Origin of the sequence: Sphingomonas sp. Leaf242 (genome assembly GCF_001422045.1) — a bacterium.
In the GTDB taxonomy this organism is placed as follows: domain Bacteria; phylum Pseudomonadota; class Alphaproteobacteria; order Sphingomonadales; family Sphingomonadaceae; genus Sphingomonas.
Genome location: NZ_LMLW01000009.1, coordinates 606,287 through 621,278, shown reverse-complemented (window position 1 = coordinate 621,278; position 14,992 = coordinate 606,287). Strand labels below are relative to the sequence as shown.

The window sequence follows — 14,992 nt, the reverse complement described above, 5'->3', positions numbered from 1 at the left end:
CAACCAGAACAACGCCATCTACCGCCTCCATCGTCACACACTCTGTGAATCAGGAAGCTCCATTCAGATCAATAGACTGATTGGGTTTGAGCCCTAAGCATCACGATGGCGACTGTCTTCAGGCGCGAGAGAATACCGCGGGACCATGTTGCGAACCAGTGCTGATCGGCATCTGGTGAGAATCCTTTGGGGGTCAGTCCGGAGTACCCTTGATCTGGCATACAAGCGTGGCATTACCACCACCTCTGTCGTCCAGATAAAGTTGCGCATAGGGTTTGCTAGCAAGTCCCCTACTGTAGTGGCGGATCTTGTACTTCTTGTAGGATTGAAAATCTATCTGCAGACGGGCGGCATTGACGACCTGGTTCACGGTCACGCCGTTGTCGAAGACAGTGACGTACATCGCGTTCGCATCGCCGATCATGCCGTTTAACTCCACCGATCGGACAGGCAAGCCGAGAACGGTTAGGCCGGAGGGTGCCGCGATCTTGCCCCCCACGCTCTCAAGATCGCCGTCGCGCCCTTCCCGCGTGAAGCCGAGCGACTTGAGCAGCGTCACGTCGCGTGCGCGCTCGGCTCGCCCCGCCTCCGTCTTATGATAGGTCTGCACGGCAGTGGTGAGCTTCTCGTCGAAGTCGCACGATAGTGCCTTCACGTATTTCGCCGGCAGGTTCTTGCTGGCCACAGCCGACGTTCGGATCGTGTCCTTGCCCGGTTGCGAACTAGCCGCATCAGGGCTTGCCGCGTTGGTGGGAAGGTCCACGTCGGATCGATCCTTAGTTGAGCCACACGCGGTCAGCGCGATCAAGCACAGCAGGAAGGCCTTCATCGCCGGTGCGTCCTTCATCGAGAAAAGTTCACATCGACACCAAATTTGGTGCTTTTCGATAACCGATTGACCAGCCTTCTGACTTCGATCGCGGTCGGCCACAAATGTCTTGGCAAGAGGTTGCTGTTGGGATTCGTACTCATCTCCGTCCTGAGATCCGAATTGCGGCGGCCAGACGTAACCCCGCCTTGCCGGTTGGCGGGGATGAAAGCGTCCGGCCGCTGAAGCAACAGGCCCTCGCGCCCGTCCGGCTTGAAATAGCCGACACCGGGGTGGCTGTATTCGTCGGGTAGCCCGATGCAGTGACCGAATTCATGACTGAATGTCCACGCCTGTTCGGTCGCCGCGATATGCATCTCGATCCTGTGCGATTGAGTCCAGGCGCCTGACATGACGAACGGCGGCCGGTCGGTCCTACCTGGGACCATGGGAAGATCGTTCTGTGTTGGGTACACGCACAAGACGTAATCGGCGCTCGCCATCGACCGAGTCCATCTGATCCGAAACTCGACATCCAGGCTGCGTGAGACGTCGGTGGACCGTCCTCGCTCGTCCAGCACGAACAATATCAGTCTCAACCTGCGCTGGTTCCACAGCGACCGGACCTGATCAACCAGCGTATCCTTGGCTCTCTGCATCTCGCCCGCAGTCGAAGAAAAGCCGTAGCCAGATAAGGCGAAGAAGTTCAGAGTGACCAGAACCTTTCTTCTGGACGAAGCCATGACGCTTAGGCTGGCCTTATAACCGGGAGCTCGCTCGCCGATCCTGTTCGCGCCTGCCGTATCGGAGTAATTGTTGTAATATACGCCTGCGCTGTTGCTAGTATTTATCCGCCCCAGCGCATCCGGCCAGTGTTGGTCACTCATGCCGCTTTCCTAAATCCATGCCGCGTTTGGCATCTCCCCTACTTAGTCTAACTTACGCGACGCCGCATCGAAGTCCAGCGCCGCGCGACGACCACACCCCACCAATTCCGCCAAATGCGAATGGCATGTTGGCAGTAAATCACGTTTGGCTTCTGGCACTTTGACAACCTCAATCGCGATGCCTCAGCCGCTACCCGGTCCCCTAACTGCTATGGCGCGCGCCCAGGCCAAACGCCCTCTAACCGAGGATATCCTCGAGCATGGACGTCCGGGGCTGAAATGGCACCGAATTTGCGCATCCTCTCCAGGATGCACGGGACGGCGCAAGCCGGCTCGCTCACCCGCGGTCGCTGGATGTTGAACCCGTCGGGTTAGGGGCCTCGGAGGCTTGGTGGAGCAGCAAATCTGCGCACGCCAACGGCGTTCCTTTTATATTTAACCTTGTAGGGTCGGGTTCTGACCACCCGGTGAATTCGCGTTACAAAGATCTACGCGACGGCCTAGCGAAGCGAGAGCTTTCGCGAGAGGGGACTCGTCGCCGGCACGGAACGCCGCCAGATCCTCGGCCGAGATCGTCGCCAGCATAGCCGCGGTTTCCTCTTCGTTGGCCTTCCTGCGGGTTACCTCGTCGTCTGGCATCGGCCCCTTGCCCATCATGCGGCGGACCATGTCGGCCGCTTCCTTTGGCAAGCCGAACCAATACGCGTTCGTCACCTGCTTCACCTGGGGACCGAAGGCGTCGGGATCCTCGATCGGTTCGAACCGCCGAATCCAGTTGAGGAAGCCATGCTCCTTCAGACGCGCGAGCGCCTTGACGATCGCGCCGCGCGAACGGCTTAGCCGCGTCGCCAACGTCGCGATGGCGGGTTCGAGCCTGCCCGTCTTGAAGTCGATCATTCGCATCAGCTCGCGCAGCACGTCTACGCCGATCGCGCCAAGCGGCCCGTTACGCTTGCCTGCGATCTTGTGCTTCCGGTCGTAGGTTTCCGCAGCACGCATGCGCGCGTTGCGTTCAGCCTTGTTGAACGGCCGCCAATACCGCTGCTCGCGCTCGCCTGCACGATAGCTGCTACGGCGGACCGGCTGCCCGGTCCGATGGCCCTTTGAGGCTTTGCCGCCGACGATCTTGAAGAGGGAGCGCGCGGTCATGCCACTGCTCCCTGACGGGTCAGGCGTGTTGCCGTAGCCCCGTCAGCAATGATTCTAGCGGTGCAAGGTCCTGCACCAGCATATCCGCCCATTCCTGCGCCAGCTCGCGCCGACGCGGCATGTATGCGGCACGGTTGTAAGCGGCCTCGACGCTGTTGCTCGGCACGTGTGCCAGCATGAGGTCGATGATCGCACGATCCCCTACCCTGCTCTCTACCCCTGCCAGTTCGTTCATAACGGTCGAGAAGGTCGATCGCCAACCGTGCGGGACGTGAAGTCCGGTAAACCCGGCCTCGCGATATGCCTTGCTCAACGTACTGTCGCTCAACGGGCGGCGCGGATGGCGCACGCTGCGAAAGATCAACGGCCCCTTCCCAGCGAACTCCATTGCGACCCTCACTGTGTCGACGGCCTGCCGGGAGAGCGGGACGATGAATTCGAAGGCTGCATCTTCCTTCTGGTCGATAACCAGTTTCATCTTGGCTGCCGGGATACGCCAGATCGGCTCCGGCCCGCCCAGTCCCTCGAATTCCTTTGGCTCGGCCATGCGCAACACGCCCGATCGCACGGCCGTCAGCGAAAGGAAGCGCGACGCGAGCTTGGTTAGCGGATGCGCCGGCTGTTCCTCGACCTTCCGCAGGACGATCCGTGCGGCTTCCACCGTCCGCACCGCAGGCTGTTTGCCACGCTTGATCGGCGACAGCGCACGTTGCGCCACCCCGGCCGGATCCGCCGCCACGATGCCGCTGCCGATCGCTCGCGCGAACACCTCCGAAATCCGCTGCCGGATACGATGCGCCGTCTCGATCGCGCCGCGCTCCTCGACCGGACGTAGAACTTTTAGCACCAACGGCGTGGTGATCGCGTCGATCGGCAAATGACCGAGCTTCGGATACACGTCCTGCACGAAGCTGTTCTTCACGTTCTGCGCATACCGCTTGGACCAGGTCGCTTCCTGGCTGATCAACCAGTCCTCCGCGATCGTCTTGAACGTTGCGCCGACGCGAGCCACCTGCGCTGCCGCCTGTTGCACCTTGTGGATCGACGGGTCGATCCCGTCCCGCAGTAGCTTCGCCGCGTTCTCCCGCATGGCGCGCGCCTGAAGCAAAGTCGTGTCCGGGTAGGAACCGAAGACCAGACGCTTCTCCTTGCCGCCGTATCGGAACTTCATGCGCCAGCTGCGATATCCGCTGGGCATGATGTATAAATATAAGCCGCCGGAGTCGCCGAGCTTGTAAGCCTTCTCCTTCGGCTTCGCCTTTTTGATTGCTGTATCGGTCAGCATTCAGTGCCCCCAAGCACGAAACTCGGTGCCCCCGAAGTGCCCCCAAATGATCGTCGCTGCATTGGGTGACAATGGGACGCGATGAGACGCCGCACAACCCTGTAATAGCAACAAAACCCGCCCCTTGCGGGACGGGTTGGGATGCGTTGGAATTAGTGGTTGGTGCCCCTGGCCGGAATCGAACCAGCATGCCTTGCGGCAACCGATTTTGAGTCGGTCGCGTCTACCAATTTCGCCACAGGGGCAGCGGCGGGTTGGCTAGACTAAGCTTTCGTCCGCCGCAAGCTGTCTTGACGAGGAATTACGACCGTTCAGTTTCTCGGCGGTTGGCGGCGGTAGCTGAGCGCCTCGGCGATGTGGATGCGGCCGACGGGTTCGCTGCCGGCCAGATCGGCGATGGTACGGGCGACGCGGAGGATGCGCGTGTAGCCTCGCGCGGTCAGGCGCATCGCTTCGGCGGCTTGGGCGAGGAGTTTGTGGCCAGCTTCGTCGGGCGTGGCAACGGCGTCGAGCAACGCGCCATCCGCCTCCGCATTGGTGCGTACCGGGTGGTCGCGGTATCGCTCGGTCTGGATCGCCCGGGCGGCGGAAACGCGGGCGGCGACTTCGGCCGAGCCTTCGGTCGGCGGTGGGAGGATCAGGTCGGCCGCGCTGACCGCCTGGACGTCGATGTGCAGATCGATTCGGTCCAGCAAAGGGCCGGAGACCTTCGCCTGATAGTCCGCCGCGCATTTCGGCGCGCGCGCGCAGGCGAGGCTCGCGTCACCAAGATGGCCGCATCGGCACGGGTTCATCGCTGCGATCAATTGCACGCGCGCGGGAAACGTTACGTGCGCGTTGGCGCGCGCGACGCTGACCGTGCCGGTTTCCAGCGGTTGGCGGAGCGAATCGAGGACGGCGCGCTGGAACTCGGGGAGTTCGTCGAGGAACAGGACGCCGAGATGCGCAAGGCTGACCTCGCCCGGCTTTACCTTCAGCCCGCCCCCGGTAAGTGCCGCCATCGATGCGGAATGGTGTGGAGCACGAAACGGCCGCGTGCGGGTCAGGCGGCCGCCGGAAAGCGTCCCCGCTACCGATTGCACCATCGAGACTTCGAGCGCCTCGGCGGGGTCGAGCGGCGGCAGGATACCGGGCAGGCACGACGCCATCAGCGACTTGCCGGAGCCGGGCGGGCCTACCATCAGCAGATTATGCGACCCGGCGGCGGCGATTTCCAAGGCGCGCTTGGCCGTCTCCTGCCCCTTCACCTGCCGCAGGTCCGGACCGCGATCGGACTGTTCCGCAATGCCGGGCTTGGGCGGGCTGAGCAGGCCATGGCCCTTGAAGTGGTTCAGCAGCGCCAACAGGTCGGGCGCGGCAATAACCTCGATCTCGCCCGCCCATGCCGCTTCAGATCCTTGCGCGGCCGGACAGACGAGCCCCTTCCCCACTTCCGACGCATGCAGCGCCGCCAGCAACACGCCCGGCGACGCGGTGATCCGCGCGTCGAGCCCGAGTTCGCCGACGATCACGTAATCCGCCAGCGCTTCGGCATCGACGACACCCATCGCTGCGAGCAACGCCAGGGCGATGGGTAGATCGAAATGCGATCCTTCTTTCGGCAGATCGGCGGGCGACAGGTTCACCGCGATGCGTTTCGACGGCAGCGACAGCCCCATCCCGGCGATCGCGCCCCGCACGCGTTCGCGACTTTCGCCGACCGCCTTGTCCGCCAAACCGACGACGTTGAACGCAGGAAGTCCTGGAATCAGTTGGACTTGCACCTCGACCGCACGTGCTTCCAGTCCCAGATACGCCACCGTCGCCACGATCGCCGCCATGCCCGCTCCCCCGCGACACGACGTCACGCCTTATTCATACCCGATTTGCCATGTCTGCAAGGACGGGTCGCACCGATCGCCCCACCGTCTTGCCATCCTAATACACCGGACCCACATGCCTTCCGTGAAAGCAGTCCGCTCCCCCGTTCTCCGCTTCGGCCAGTTGCTGCTCGGGATACTGCTGATCCTGAGTGCGCCGATTCTCGCGCCGCTGCCGGGACCGGCGGGGATATTCCTGTTCGCGGGAGGGATGGTGCTGGTGCTGCGCAATTCGCGCTGGGCGCGGCTGAAATGGGCGCGGCTGAAGCGGCGCTGGCCTAAGACCGGGCATTTCATCGACCGGATGATGCGGCGACAGAGCGCGATGCGGCGCCACGAGCGCGCGAAGGCGTCGAAAAGCTCGGCTGCCAAGGTCGGTGTGAATTGACTTGTCGCGTCCCTTTCCGTAAGCGCCCAGCCATCAAGGCCGTCCTCGTGGCGGCCGTTTTCTATTTGATGACCTAGGGAATGACCAATGAAGCGGACCTTTCAGCCGAGCAACCTGGTACGCGCACGCCGTCACGGCTTCCGCGCACGGATGGCGACGGTCGGCGGCCGGGCAGTGATCCACGCACGCCGCGCCCGCGGTCGCAAGAAGCTGTCGGCCTAACAATTCTAGACAAACGCCGCGATTTTCTCGCGGCGAATGCGGGGAAGCGCGCACCGATGCCGGGATTCGTCCTGCTCATGCGCCCTCGCGACGACGGTGACCTGACGATGCGAATCGGCTTCACCGTCACCAAGAAGATCGGCAACGCCGTCGTCCGGAATCGCATGAAACGGCGGTTGCGGGCGTTGGCGCGTGAGCTGTTGCCGGAACGCGGCGTTGCCGGGGCCGATCATGTGTTGATCGGGCGTAACGGCGGCGTCGAGCGGGATTACGCGCTGTTGCGGACCGAGCTGGGTAAGGCTTTCCGTAAGGTGACGCCGCAAGCTGCTGCGAACACCTCAGCAGAAACTACCACCCCAGCACAGGCCACCACCCCGGCGAAGGCCGGGGCCCAATTGGGAAAGCGGCCGTGATGAGTGGCTGCGCCTCGTTACCAATGTCCCCCAATTGGGCCCCGGCCTTCGCCGGGGTGGTGTTGGGGTTGGGATGGCGGAAGAACGAGTGTTACTCGACGCGCCCACCCCGCTCCTTGTTCTCCCGCGAAGGCGGGAGCCCAGTCTGGGTCCCCGCCTTCGCGGGGAAACAATATTGTGGCTTAGGCGAGCGTCGGTTTTGACATGCTAGCCCGCCTACTCATCCTCATTGCCCGCGCATGGCAACTCGGGCCCTCGCTCGTCCTGCCGTCGAGTTGCCGCTACGATCCTTCGTGTTCCGCCTATGCAATCGAGGCCGTTGGGCGCTATGGCGCGCTCAAGGGGGGCTGGTTGGCGGCGAAGCGTATCGCGCGGTGCCATCCGTGGGGCGGGTACGGCCCTGACCCAGTCCCAGATATCGACAAGAAACTGAAAGACGCCGCCCTGTGAAAGACGACAAGCAGAATTTCGTGCTGTTCGCGGTGATCGCGGCGCTGATCCTGTTCGGATGGCCGCTGATCCAGGGCAAGTTCTTCCCGACCGCGAATCCGCCGGTCACGAAAATCGAGGGCGGTAAGTCCAAGGCCGTCGCCAATCCCGCCGCCGATCCGGCTGCCGACGGTGCCGCCGCAGTCCGCGATCGCGCCGCCGTGATCGCCGAGACGCCGCGTATCCGCATCGAGACGCCGCGCGTGTCCGGTTCGATCAACCTGAAGGGCGCGCGGATCGATGATCTCGTGCTCAAGGGTTATGACGAGACGGTCGCGAAGAACTCGCCGCCGATCCGCCTGCTCTCGCCGGCCGGCGCACCCGACGCGTATTTCGCGAGCTTCGGCTGGCGCGCGCAAGGGCTGACCCCGCCCGCCGCCGACGCCATCTGGACGCCCTCGGGCGCCACCACGCTGACGCCGACCACGCCGGTCACGCTCGACGCGACCAACGCCACCGGCCAGCGCTTCCGCATCCAGATCGCGGTCGACCAGGACTACATGTTCACGGTCCGCCAGACGGTTCTCAACGCCGGCACCGCGCCCGTCCCCGTTGCGCCCTACGGCCTCGTCAATCGCGTCGGCATCTCGAAGGATCCGTCGTCGATGACGATCCATGTCGGGCCGATGTCGGTCGACAATGGCGGCGCGCATTACCGTCCCAACTACAAGGATATCGACGCCGCCGCGCAGAAGTTCACGACGACCGGCGGCTGGCTCGGCTTCACCGACAAATACTGGCTGACCGCGATCATCCCCGACCAGGGCCAGTCGTTCGACGGCCAGTTCCGCGCCGGCGCCAACAAGGCGTACCAGGCCGATTACGCGCTCCAGCCCAAGCAGCTCGCACCCGGCCAGGCGATCACGCAGACCTCGCGCTTCTTCGCGGGCGCCAAGGAAGTCCGGCTGCTCGATCGCTACACCGACAAGGAAGGCGTCGCGAAGCTCGACTACGCGATCGACTGGGGCTGGTTCCGGATCGTCGAGAAGCCGATCTTCTATTACTTGGACCTGTTGTTCCGCACGATCGGCAACTTCGGTGTCGCGATCATCCTGCTGACCGTGACGATCCGCGGCCTGTTGTTCCCGATCGCGCAGCGTCAGTTCAAGTCGATGGCCGCGATGCGCGCCGTCCAGCCCAAGGCGAAGGCGCTCCAGGAAAAGCACAAGGACGACAAGGTCCGGCTGCAGCAGGAGACGATGGCGCTGTACAAGGCCGAGGGCGTCAATCCGCTCGCCGGTTGCGCCCCGACGTTGCTCCAGATCCCGATCATGTACGCGCTGTACAAGGTGCTGATGCTGACGATCGAAATGCGCCATCAGCATTTCGTGCTGTGGATCAAGGATCTGTCCGCGCCCGATCCGCTGACGCCGCTCAACCTGTTCGGCCTGCTCGCCTTCACCCCGCCGCACATGATCGCGATCGGTGTCGTGCCGATCATCCTCGGCATCAGCATGTACTTCCAGTTCAAGCTGAACCCGACGCCGATGGACGACACGCAGAAGCAGGTCTTCGCGCTGCTGCCATGGGTGCTGATGTTCGTGATGGCGCCGTTCGCGGTCGGCCTCCAGGTCTACTGGATCACGTCGAACTGCCTGACCATCATCCAGCAGAAGCTGCTCTACGCCCGCCATCCGGGCCTGAAAGTGCCGGTGACCAAGTGAACGAGCCATCCAACCTCGGCCCTGACCTCGATCAGACCGACGCACCGTTCACGCCAGAGATGCTCGAGCATGCGCGCAAATTGTTCGCGGGACATGTCGGCTTCCTGAAGTCGGCGCCGACGCTCGAGTTCCTGCCCGACGCGTCGGTGCCGGAGGTGGCGTTCGCGGGTCGCTCGAACGTCGGGAAGTCGTCGCTGTTGAATGCGCTCACCGGGCGCAACTCGATGGCGCGCACGTCGAACACGCCGGGCCGTACGCAGGAGTTGAACTTCTTCGACGTCGGCGCGCCGCTCGCGTTCCGGCTGGTCGACATGCCCGGCTACGGGTTCGCCAAGGCGCCGAAGGACGTGGTCAAGAAATGGCGCTTCCTGATCAACGACTTCCTGCGCGGTCGTGACGTGTTGAAACGCGCACTCGTGCTGATCGATTCGCGCCACGGCATCAAGGACGTCGACCGCGAGATTCTCGAGATGCTCGACAAGGCCGCGGTCAGCTACCGCATGGTCCTGACCAAGGCGGACAAGATCAAGGCGTCCGAGCTGATCGAGGTCACCGAGCGCACGGCGATCGAGGCGCGCAAGCGTCCGGCGGCGCATCCCGACATTCTCGTGACGTCGAGCGAATACGGCATGGGCATCCCCGAACTCCGCGCCGCGGTGGTCGAAGCGGTCAGCTAAAAGAACGATTGCGGATCGATCGACTGATTCCGCCTGACACCGTTCGTCAAACTCCGTAACGCCCCGTCAAAGGGGAGAATGCGGGATGCGTATGCGTGCAGGGGCGATGCTGGCGATGGCTGCGATGCTGTCGGGGTGCGGGGGTAGCGATAGCGGGTCGGTCTCGACGGGGGGCAGCACAGCCGCGACACCGACGCCAACCGCGACTGCGGGCTGTTCGTTACGGGAGCGCCAGGACTGGGCCGCCGCACAATTGCGTGAATGGTATCTCTTCCCGGACACGTTGCCCGCAACCCTGAGCCCCGCGGCGTACAGCACGGTCGACGATTATATCGATGCGCTGACCGCCACCGCGCGGGCGCAGCGCAAGGACCGGTATTTCACCTATCTGACGTCGATCAAGGAAGAGACCGCCTATTATACGTCGGGATCGAGCGCAGGGTTCGGCATCCGGTTCGCGCTCGATCAGACCGGCCAGCGGCTGTTCGCGACCGAATCGTTCGAGGGGGCGCCCGCACTTGCGGCAGGAATCGATCGCGGCACGGAGATCCTGGCAATCGGCACGACGGCGGCTAATCTCCGCACGGTCAGCGCAATCATGGCCGCCGACGGCACCGCAGGACTGACCACGGCCTTGGGTCCCGACACCACCGGCACGGCGCGCGTATTCCGCGTGTCCGATGCTGCGGGAGCCCGGAACGTGACGGTTGCCAAGGCCGACTTCACCTTGCTGCCAGTGTCGACGCGGTACGGCGCGAAGATCATCGACGATAACGGCCAACGCGTGGGCTACATCAACCTCCGCACCTTTATCTCGACCGCCGAACCCGCGCTGAAAGCTGCGTTCGCCGATTTCCGCGCCAAGGGCGTGACCAACGTCATCGTCGATCTGCGCTACAATGGCGGCGGGCTGGTCGGGACCGCCGAGTATCTCGGCGATCTGCTCGGCGGCGGCCGATCGACGTCGGAAGTGTTCGACTACACGACCTTCCGCACCGAGAAGGCGTCGAACAACACGACGCGCTTCTTCGCGCCGCAAGCCGAATCGATCGCCCCGACACGGATCGCGTTCATCGGCAGCGGGGGAACGGCGTCGGCGAGCGAACTCGTGATCAACGCGTTCACGCCCTATCTCCACGCCAATGCCGCGCTGATCGGCACCAACACCTACGGCAAGCCGGTCGGCCAGATCGCGCTCGACAAACCGGCCTGCGACGATCGTCTCCGCGTGATCGCGTTCGCGACGCAGAACGCCGCGCGCAACGGCAATTACTTCGATGGTCTGGCATCGACCGTCGAGGCGACCTGCCGTGCGGACGACGACATCGGCTATCCGCTCGGCGACTCGCGGGAAGCCTCGACGCGTCGCGCGCTCGACTTCCTCGCAGGCCGCACATGCTCGGCGATCACCAGCGATGTCAGCGCGCAATCGGCACGGACCACCGCCAGCACGCGGAAGGACCTGCTGATCCCCGCCGCCCCGACCACCGCGCAACGGATGGTGCCCGGCTCGTTCTAACAAGGGGGCGCATGCCGGGGCCGTCGCCTGCATAGCGACAGGCGACGTCCCGCGGGTGAGCCGAGGTCCGCTCGATCCCGTTCAGCCAAGCGAAAGCTGGTCCGGCCGACGGGGGTCGCTTGTTCTTCCCGATGTGATACGCGTTCGCCGACCATGAGTGACGTTTCCATTACAGCCACCCGGCCGCGCGCCGCCGAGTACCGTACCACCGCGCCCGCGAACGCCAGCCTGCCCGACTACGGGTGGTGGGTCGGCGGCGGGATGATCCTCAGCCTGGCGCTGTTGACGGTGATGATGCGCATCGCCGGTCTCTCGATCGACCCGTACGATGCGGACAACATGCCGTTCTACGTCAGCGGCATTGGGCTGTTTGGCGTGCGCTTCGGCCTTCGCGACCGGCCCTGGCGCCATGCCCGCGCGATCGCCGACTGTGCCGAATATTACGGCGTCTTCACGCTGCTGGCGTTGATGGGCGCGGTCGCGAGCTATCCGGTCGCGGCGATGACCCACGGGTTCCACGACGCCGCGCTGCAGCGGATCGACGCGCTGCTGCAGTTCGACTGGCTCGCCTGGTACCGGCTCGTCGCGGCGACGCCGATCCTGCAATCGCTCGGTCTCGCCGCGTATCGCAGCATCTACCTGACGCCCGTCATCCTGTTCGCGACCTTCGCCTTCACCGGCGACCGCGTTGCCGCGCACCGTTTTCTCGCGACGTTCTGGCTGACCGCAATCGGCACGCTGATCCTCTACGCGTTCATGCCGGCGATCGGTCCGTTCTCATATCTGTGGCACGGCCCGATCGCCTATATGCCGGAGAGCGAGCAATGGCAGCAGGGGCTGATCCCGGCGCTACGCGATCACAGCGTGCGCGTGGTCGATCTCGGTCACCTGCGCGGCATCGTTTCGGCGCCAAGCTTCCACGCCGCCGCCGCGACGCTCTACATCAACGCCGCATGGCGGTTGCCGCGACTGCGCTGGCCGGTCGTCGCGATCAACGCCGCGATGCTGCTGTCGACGCCGGTCGAAGGCACGCATTACCTGATCGATATCATCCTCGGCACGGTCGTGGCGCTGGCTGCCATCGGTGTGCTCCACCGGATCATGCCGCGTGAACGCGCGGGCGTCGTGCCGATGCCCGACGTTGCCCCCGCCCGCCGACGCGGCTAGCACCGCTGCCATGAAACTGATCATCGGCAACAAGGCCTATTCGTCCTGGTCGCTTCGCGGCTGGCTCGCCTGCAAACAATCCGGGCTGCTCTTCGAAGAGGTGGTCGTCCCGATGTACGACGCCGACTGGGAAAAGCGCCGCTCGGGCGACGAGTTCGCGCCGTCGTCGGGCAAGGTACCGATCCTGTGGGACGGCGACGCGGTGGTGTGGGACAGCCTGGCGATCGTCGACTATCTCGCCGACAAGGTGGGTCGCGACCGCTTCTGGCCCGAAGACGACGCCGCGCGTGCGATGGCACGATCGATGGCGGCGGAGATGCATTCGAGCTTTGCCGCGCTGCGTCGCAAGCACAGCATGAACGTCCGCCAGGTGTTCCCCGCGCAGCAACCCGACGACGACGTGCTGGTCGAATTGCAGCGGGTCATGGAATTATGGGCGCAGGCGCGCGCGCGCTTCGGCGGCGGCGGCGATTTCCTGTTCGGCCAGTTCGGCGCGGCGGACATCATGTTCGCGCCGCTCGTGACGCGGATCGTCACCTATCAGCTGCCGATCGCACGCTTTGCAGCGGGCTACATGCAGGCGATGTTCGAGCACCCGTTCATGCAGGACTGGATCGCCGCGGCGCAGGAAGAGGAATGGGTCCTCGAACAATTCGAGCAGCCGGTGCCGACGCCTGCATGAGCGGGGCTATCGACCCGGTCGCGCTGACCCAGGCGCTGCTCCGCGCGGATAGCGTCACGCCCGCGCGCGGCACCGTCTTCGACGTGCTGGAAGCCGCGCTCGTCCCGCTCGGTTTCGCGGTCGATCGCTTCATGAGCGGCGAGGCGCCCGACGGTCCGGTCGAGAATCTGCTCGCGGTGCGCGGCGACGGCCCCCGCCATCTGGCCTTCGCCGGTCATGTCGACGTCGTCCCGCCCGGCGAAGGCTGGACCGGGTCGCCCTGGTCCGCCGAGGTCCGCGGTGGACTGCTGTACGGACGCGGCGCGGTCGACATGAAGGGCGCGGTCGCCGCTTTCGTCGCCGCGGCCAGCCGGAGCAATACCGGGACGCTGTCGCTGATCATCACCGGCGACGAGGAAGGCCCCGCCACCTACGGCACCGTGGCGTTGATCGAGCGGATGGCGGCGCGCGGGATCGTGCCGGACGTGTGCCTGGTCGGCGAACCCACCTCGACCGCGCGCCTCGGCGACATGGTCAAGATCGGGCGGCGCGGTTCGGTCAACATCTGGATCGACGTGCCGGGGCGCCAGGGTCACGTCGCCTACCCGCATCTCGCCGACAATCCGATCCCGCGGCTGATCGCGATCCTCGCGGAGATCGACGCCGTGGTGCTCGACGAGGGAACCGACTGGTTTCAGCCGTCGAACATCGAAGTCACCGACATCACCGTCGGCAACCCCGCGCACAACGTCATTCCCGCCAAGGCGTCCGCGCGGCTGAGCATCCGGTTCAACGATCGCCACCGCGGGGCGGATCTGATCGACCGTATCCGCACGATCACCGAGCGTCACGCGCCCGGCGTCGTGGTGACGGGCAAGGTTTCGGGCGAAGCATTTCTGACCGCGCCGGGGGCGTTCTCGACGCTATTGTCGCAGGCCATTGCGGGCGCGACCGGGATCACCCCGGAACTGTCGACCACCGGCGGCACCTCCGACGCGCGCTTCCTCTCGAAGCTCTGCCCGGTGGTCGAGTTCGGGCTGATCAACGCGACGATGCACAAGGTCGACGAGGCGGTCGCGGTCGAGGATTTGCGGACGCTGACGGATATCTATGCGGACGTGATCGCGCGCGCACTGGCCTAAGTTGGCTATTCTCGTTCGATCCTTCCGGCCAGAGAGGATCAATGCACTCGCTTACTCCCGCCCGCGGCGCAGGACGATATACAACGCGCCCTGCCCGCCGTGCCGCGGATGCGCGCCGCGAACCGCCGCGATCGAATCTGCGTGGCGCGAGCCAGCCAGCCAGTCGGCGACTGCGGACCGGATAGCGCCTCTCGCGTGCGGGCGTTCGCTTTCGGGCCGTGGCGGCTTTCCCGTGACCAGCAGCAACACGCGGTCGCCACGGGCGATCGCCCGGCCCAGACCGACATCGAGCAGCGCATGCGCCGACGCAAGCGTATGGCCGTGCAGATCGATCGAACTGTCAGGACTCACCACACCTCGCGTCAGCCGCTTGTCCCAGCCGCCATCGAGCGTGTTTGCGGTGATCGGTTTGGGCGCCGGTCGCGCGACGACAGGCTTGGCCCCCGCACCGCCCCCTGCCCTTGCCGCGTACGGCGTCACGACGGTACGGACGAGCGGCTTCACCCGCCCCATCGGCGCAGGCGGTGCGGGCACGATCTTGCCGTTGGGACCGATGATCGGCTTGGGTGGTGGCGGCAAAGGCGGCGCGCGCTCGGGAATCCGCACGGCGACCACGCGCATCGGTCGCACGGTCTGCATTACCCTCGCCCAAAGCTGGGCCT

At 64.8% G+C, this 14,992-nt stretch carries 16 protein-coding genes and 1 tRNA gene; 10 read left to right on the top strand and 7 right to left on the bottom strand.

Annotated elements, in window-relative coordinates:
• Positions 1–193 precede the first annotated feature (193 nt).
• The 6 genes from ASF09_RS14135 to ASF09_RS14110 all read right to left on the bottom strand — a co-directional run bounded on the left by ASF09_RS14135 (position 194) and on the right by ASF09_RS14110 (position 5,949).
• Positions 194–847 (bottom strand): hypothetical protein, encoded by a 654-nt coding sequence (locus ASF09_RS14135; protein WP_060526761.1) that lies wholly within the window; start codon positions 845–847, stop codon positions 194–196.
• Positions 844–1,695: a hypothetical protein gene (locus ASF09_RS14130; protein WP_060526760.1), complete on the bottom strand. Its 852-nt coding sequence runs from the start codon at positions 1,693–1,695 to the stop codon at positions 844–846. Before ASF09_RS14130 ends, ASF09_RS14135 begins: the two co-directional genes overlap by 4 nt.
• A 435-nt stretch (positions 1,696–2,130) precedes the next feature.
• The gene (locus ASF09_RS14125) at positions 2,131–2,844 is read right to left on the bottom strand and encodes a hypothetical protein (protein WP_060526759.1); all 714 of its coding nucleotides are present in this window, start codon (positions 2,842–2,844) and stop codon (positions 2,131–2,133) included.
• 19 nt (positions 2,845–2,863) lie between these two features.
• Complete coding sequence (locus tag ASF09_RS14120; protein ID WP_060526758.1) at positions 2,864–4,129, bottom strand: tyrosine-type recombinase/integrase; 1,266 nt, start codon at positions 4,127–4,129, stop codon at positions 2,864–2,866.
• Positions 4,130–4,289: 160 nt separating this feature from the next.
• Positions 4,290–4,374 (bottom strand) — tRNA-Leu (locus tag ASF09_RS14115).
• A gap of 66 nt (positions 4,375–4,440) precedes the next feature.
• Complete coding sequence (locus ASF09_RS14110) at positions 4,441–5,949, bottom strand: YifB family Mg chelatase-like AAA ATPase (protein ID WP_060526757.1); 1,509 nt, start codon at positions 5,947–5,949, stop codon at positions 4,441–4,443.
• A 124-nt stretch (positions 5,950–6,073) separates the two neighbouring features.
• Here ASF09_RS14110 and ASF09_RS14105 point away from each other — a divergent pair, with 124 nt between their 5' ends.
• The 10 genes from ASF09_RS14105 (at position 6,074) to dapE (ending at position 14,330) form a co-directional block, all read left to right on the top strand.
• Complete coding sequence (locus tag ASF09_RS14105) at positions 6,074–6,376, top strand: hypothetical protein (protein WP_235529831.1); 303 nt, start codon at positions 6,074–6,076, stop codon at positions 6,374–6,376.
• Between the two features lie 87 nt (positions 6,377–6,463).
• Positions 6,464–6,598, top strand: coding sequence for a 50S ribosomal protein L34 (gene rpmH / locus ASF09_RS14100; protein ID WP_031393806.1), 135 nt, complete (start codon positions 6,464–6,466; stop codon positions 6,596–6,598).
• 56 nt (positions 6,599–6,654) lie between these two features.
• Positions 6,655–7,011, top strand: coding sequence for a ribonuclease P protein component (gene rnpA / locus ASF09_RS19835; RefSeq protein ID WP_235529830.1), 357 nt, complete (start codon positions 6,655–6,657; stop codon positions 7,009–7,011).
• A gap of 204 nt (positions 7,012–7,215) precedes the next feature.
• Positions 7,216–7,461, top strand: coding sequence for a membrane protein insertion efficiency factor YidD (yidD, locus tag ASF09_RS14090; protein ID WP_060526755.1), 246 nt, complete (start codon positions 7,216–7,218; stop codon positions 7,459–7,461).
• Positions 7,458–9,164, top strand: a complete 1,707-nt coding sequence (gene yidC / locus ASF09_RS14085) for a membrane protein insertase YidC (protein WP_060526754.1) — start codon at positions 7,458–7,460, stop codon at positions 9,162–9,164. The genes yidD and yidC overlap by 4 nt, the downstream gene beginning before the upstream one ends.
• A gap of 59 nt (positions 9,165–9,223) precedes the next feature.
• Positions 9,224–9,841 (top strand): ribosome biogenesis GTP-binding protein YihA/YsxC, encoded by a 618-nt coding sequence (gene yihA / locus ASF09_RS14080; RefSeq protein WP_060526817.1) that lies wholly within the window; start codon positions 9,224–9,226, stop codon positions 9,839–9,841.
• Between the two features lie 85 nt (positions 9,842–9,926).
• A complete protein-coding gene (locus tag ASF09_RS14075) occupies positions 9,927–11,360 on the top strand; it encodes a S41 family peptidase (RefSeq protein WP_235529829.1) in 1,434 nt (477 codons plus the stop codon).
• A 153-nt stretch (positions 11,361–11,513) separates the two neighbouring features.
• A complete protein-coding gene (locus ASF09_RS14070) occupies positions 11,514–12,527 on the top strand; it encodes a phosphatase PAP2 family protein (protein WP_082444299.1) in 1,014 nt (337 codons plus the stop codon).
• Between the two features lie 10 nt (positions 12,528–12,537).
• Positions 12,538–13,209 carry a glutathione S-transferase gene (locus tag ASF09_RS14065; RefSeq protein WP_060526753.1) on the top strand — a complete coding sequence of 224 codons (672 nt, stop codon included), beginning with the start codon at positions 12,538–12,540 and terminating at the stop codon, positions 13,207–13,209.
• On the top strand, positions 13,206–14,330 hold the full coding sequence (gene dapE / locus ASF09_RS14060) for a succinyl-diaminopimelate desuccinylase (protein ID WP_060526752.1): 1,125 nt from the start codon (positions 13,206–13,208) through the stop codon (positions 14,328–14,330). Before ASF09_RS14065 ends, dapE begins: the two co-directional genes overlap by 4 nt.
• 51 nt (positions 14,331–14,381) lie before the next feature.
• On the opposite strand, the gene ASF09_RS14055 is transcribed toward dapE, so the two are convergent.
• Positions 14,382–14,969: a Smr/MutS family protein gene (locus ASF09_RS14055; protein WP_235529828.1), complete on the bottom strand. Its 588-nt coding sequence runs from the start codon at positions 14,967–14,969 to the stop codon at positions 14,382–14,384.
• Positions 14,970–14,992: the final 23 nt, after the last annotated feature.

Excerpts from the sequence above, each read along its gene's own strand:
- ASF09_RS14135 (WP_060526761.1), bottom strand. The coding sequence starts at position 847 with ATGAAGGACGCACCGGCGATGAAGGCCTTCCTGCTGTGCTTGATCGCG.
- ASF09_RS14130 (WP_060526760.1), bottom strand. The coding sequence starts at position 1,695 with ATGAGTGACCAACACTGGCCGGATGCGCTGGGGCGGATAAATACTAGC.
- ASF09_RS14125 (WP_060526759.1), bottom strand. The coding sequence starts at position 2,844 with ATGACCGCGCGCTCCCTCTTCAAGATCGTCGGCGGCAAAGCCTCAAAG.
- ASF09_RS14120 (WP_060526758.1), bottom strand. The coding sequence starts at position 4,129 with ATGCTGACCGATACAGCAATCAAAAAGGCGAAGCCGAAGGAGAAGGCT.
- ASF09_RS14110 (WP_060526757.1), bottom strand. The coding sequence starts at position 5,949 with ATGGCGGCGATCGTGGCGACGGTGGCGTATCTGGGACTGGAAGCACGT.
- rpmH (WP_031393806.1), top strand. The coding sequence starts at position 6,464 with ATGAAGCGGACCTTTCAGCCGAGCAACCTGGTACGCGCACGCCGTCAC.
- rnpA (WP_235529830.1), top strand. The coding sequence starts at position 6,655 with ATGCCGGGATTCGTCCTGCTCATGCGCCCTCGCGACGACGGTGACCTG.
- yidD (WP_060526755.1), top strand. The coding sequence starts at position 7,216 with ATGCTAGCCCGCCTACTCATCCTCATTGCCCGCGCATGGCAACTCGGG.
- yihA (WP_060526817.1), top strand. The coding sequence starts at position 9,224 with ATGCTCGAGCATGCGCGCAAATTGTTCGCGGGACATGTCGGCTTCCTG.
- ASF09_RS14075 (WP_235529829.1), top strand. The coding sequence starts at position 9,927 with ATGCGTATGCGTGCAGGGGCGATGCTGGCGATGGCTGCGATGCTGTCG.
- ASF09_RS14070 (WP_082444299.1), top strand. The coding sequence starts at position 11,514 with ATGAGTGACGTTTCCATTACAGCCACCCGGCCGCGCGCCGCCGAGTAC.
- ASF09_RS14065 (WP_060526753.1), top strand. The coding sequence starts at position 12,538 with ATGAAACTGATCATCGGCAACAAGGCCTATTCGTCCTGGTCGCTTCGC.
- dapE (WP_060526752.1), top strand. The coding sequence starts at position 13,206 with ATGAGCGGGGCTATCGACCCGGTCGCGCTGACCCAGGCGCTGCTCCGC.
- ASF09_RS14055 (WP_235529828.1), bottom strand. The coding sequence starts at position 14,969 with ATGCAGACCGTGCGACCGATGCGCGTGGTCGCCGTGCGGATTCCCGAG.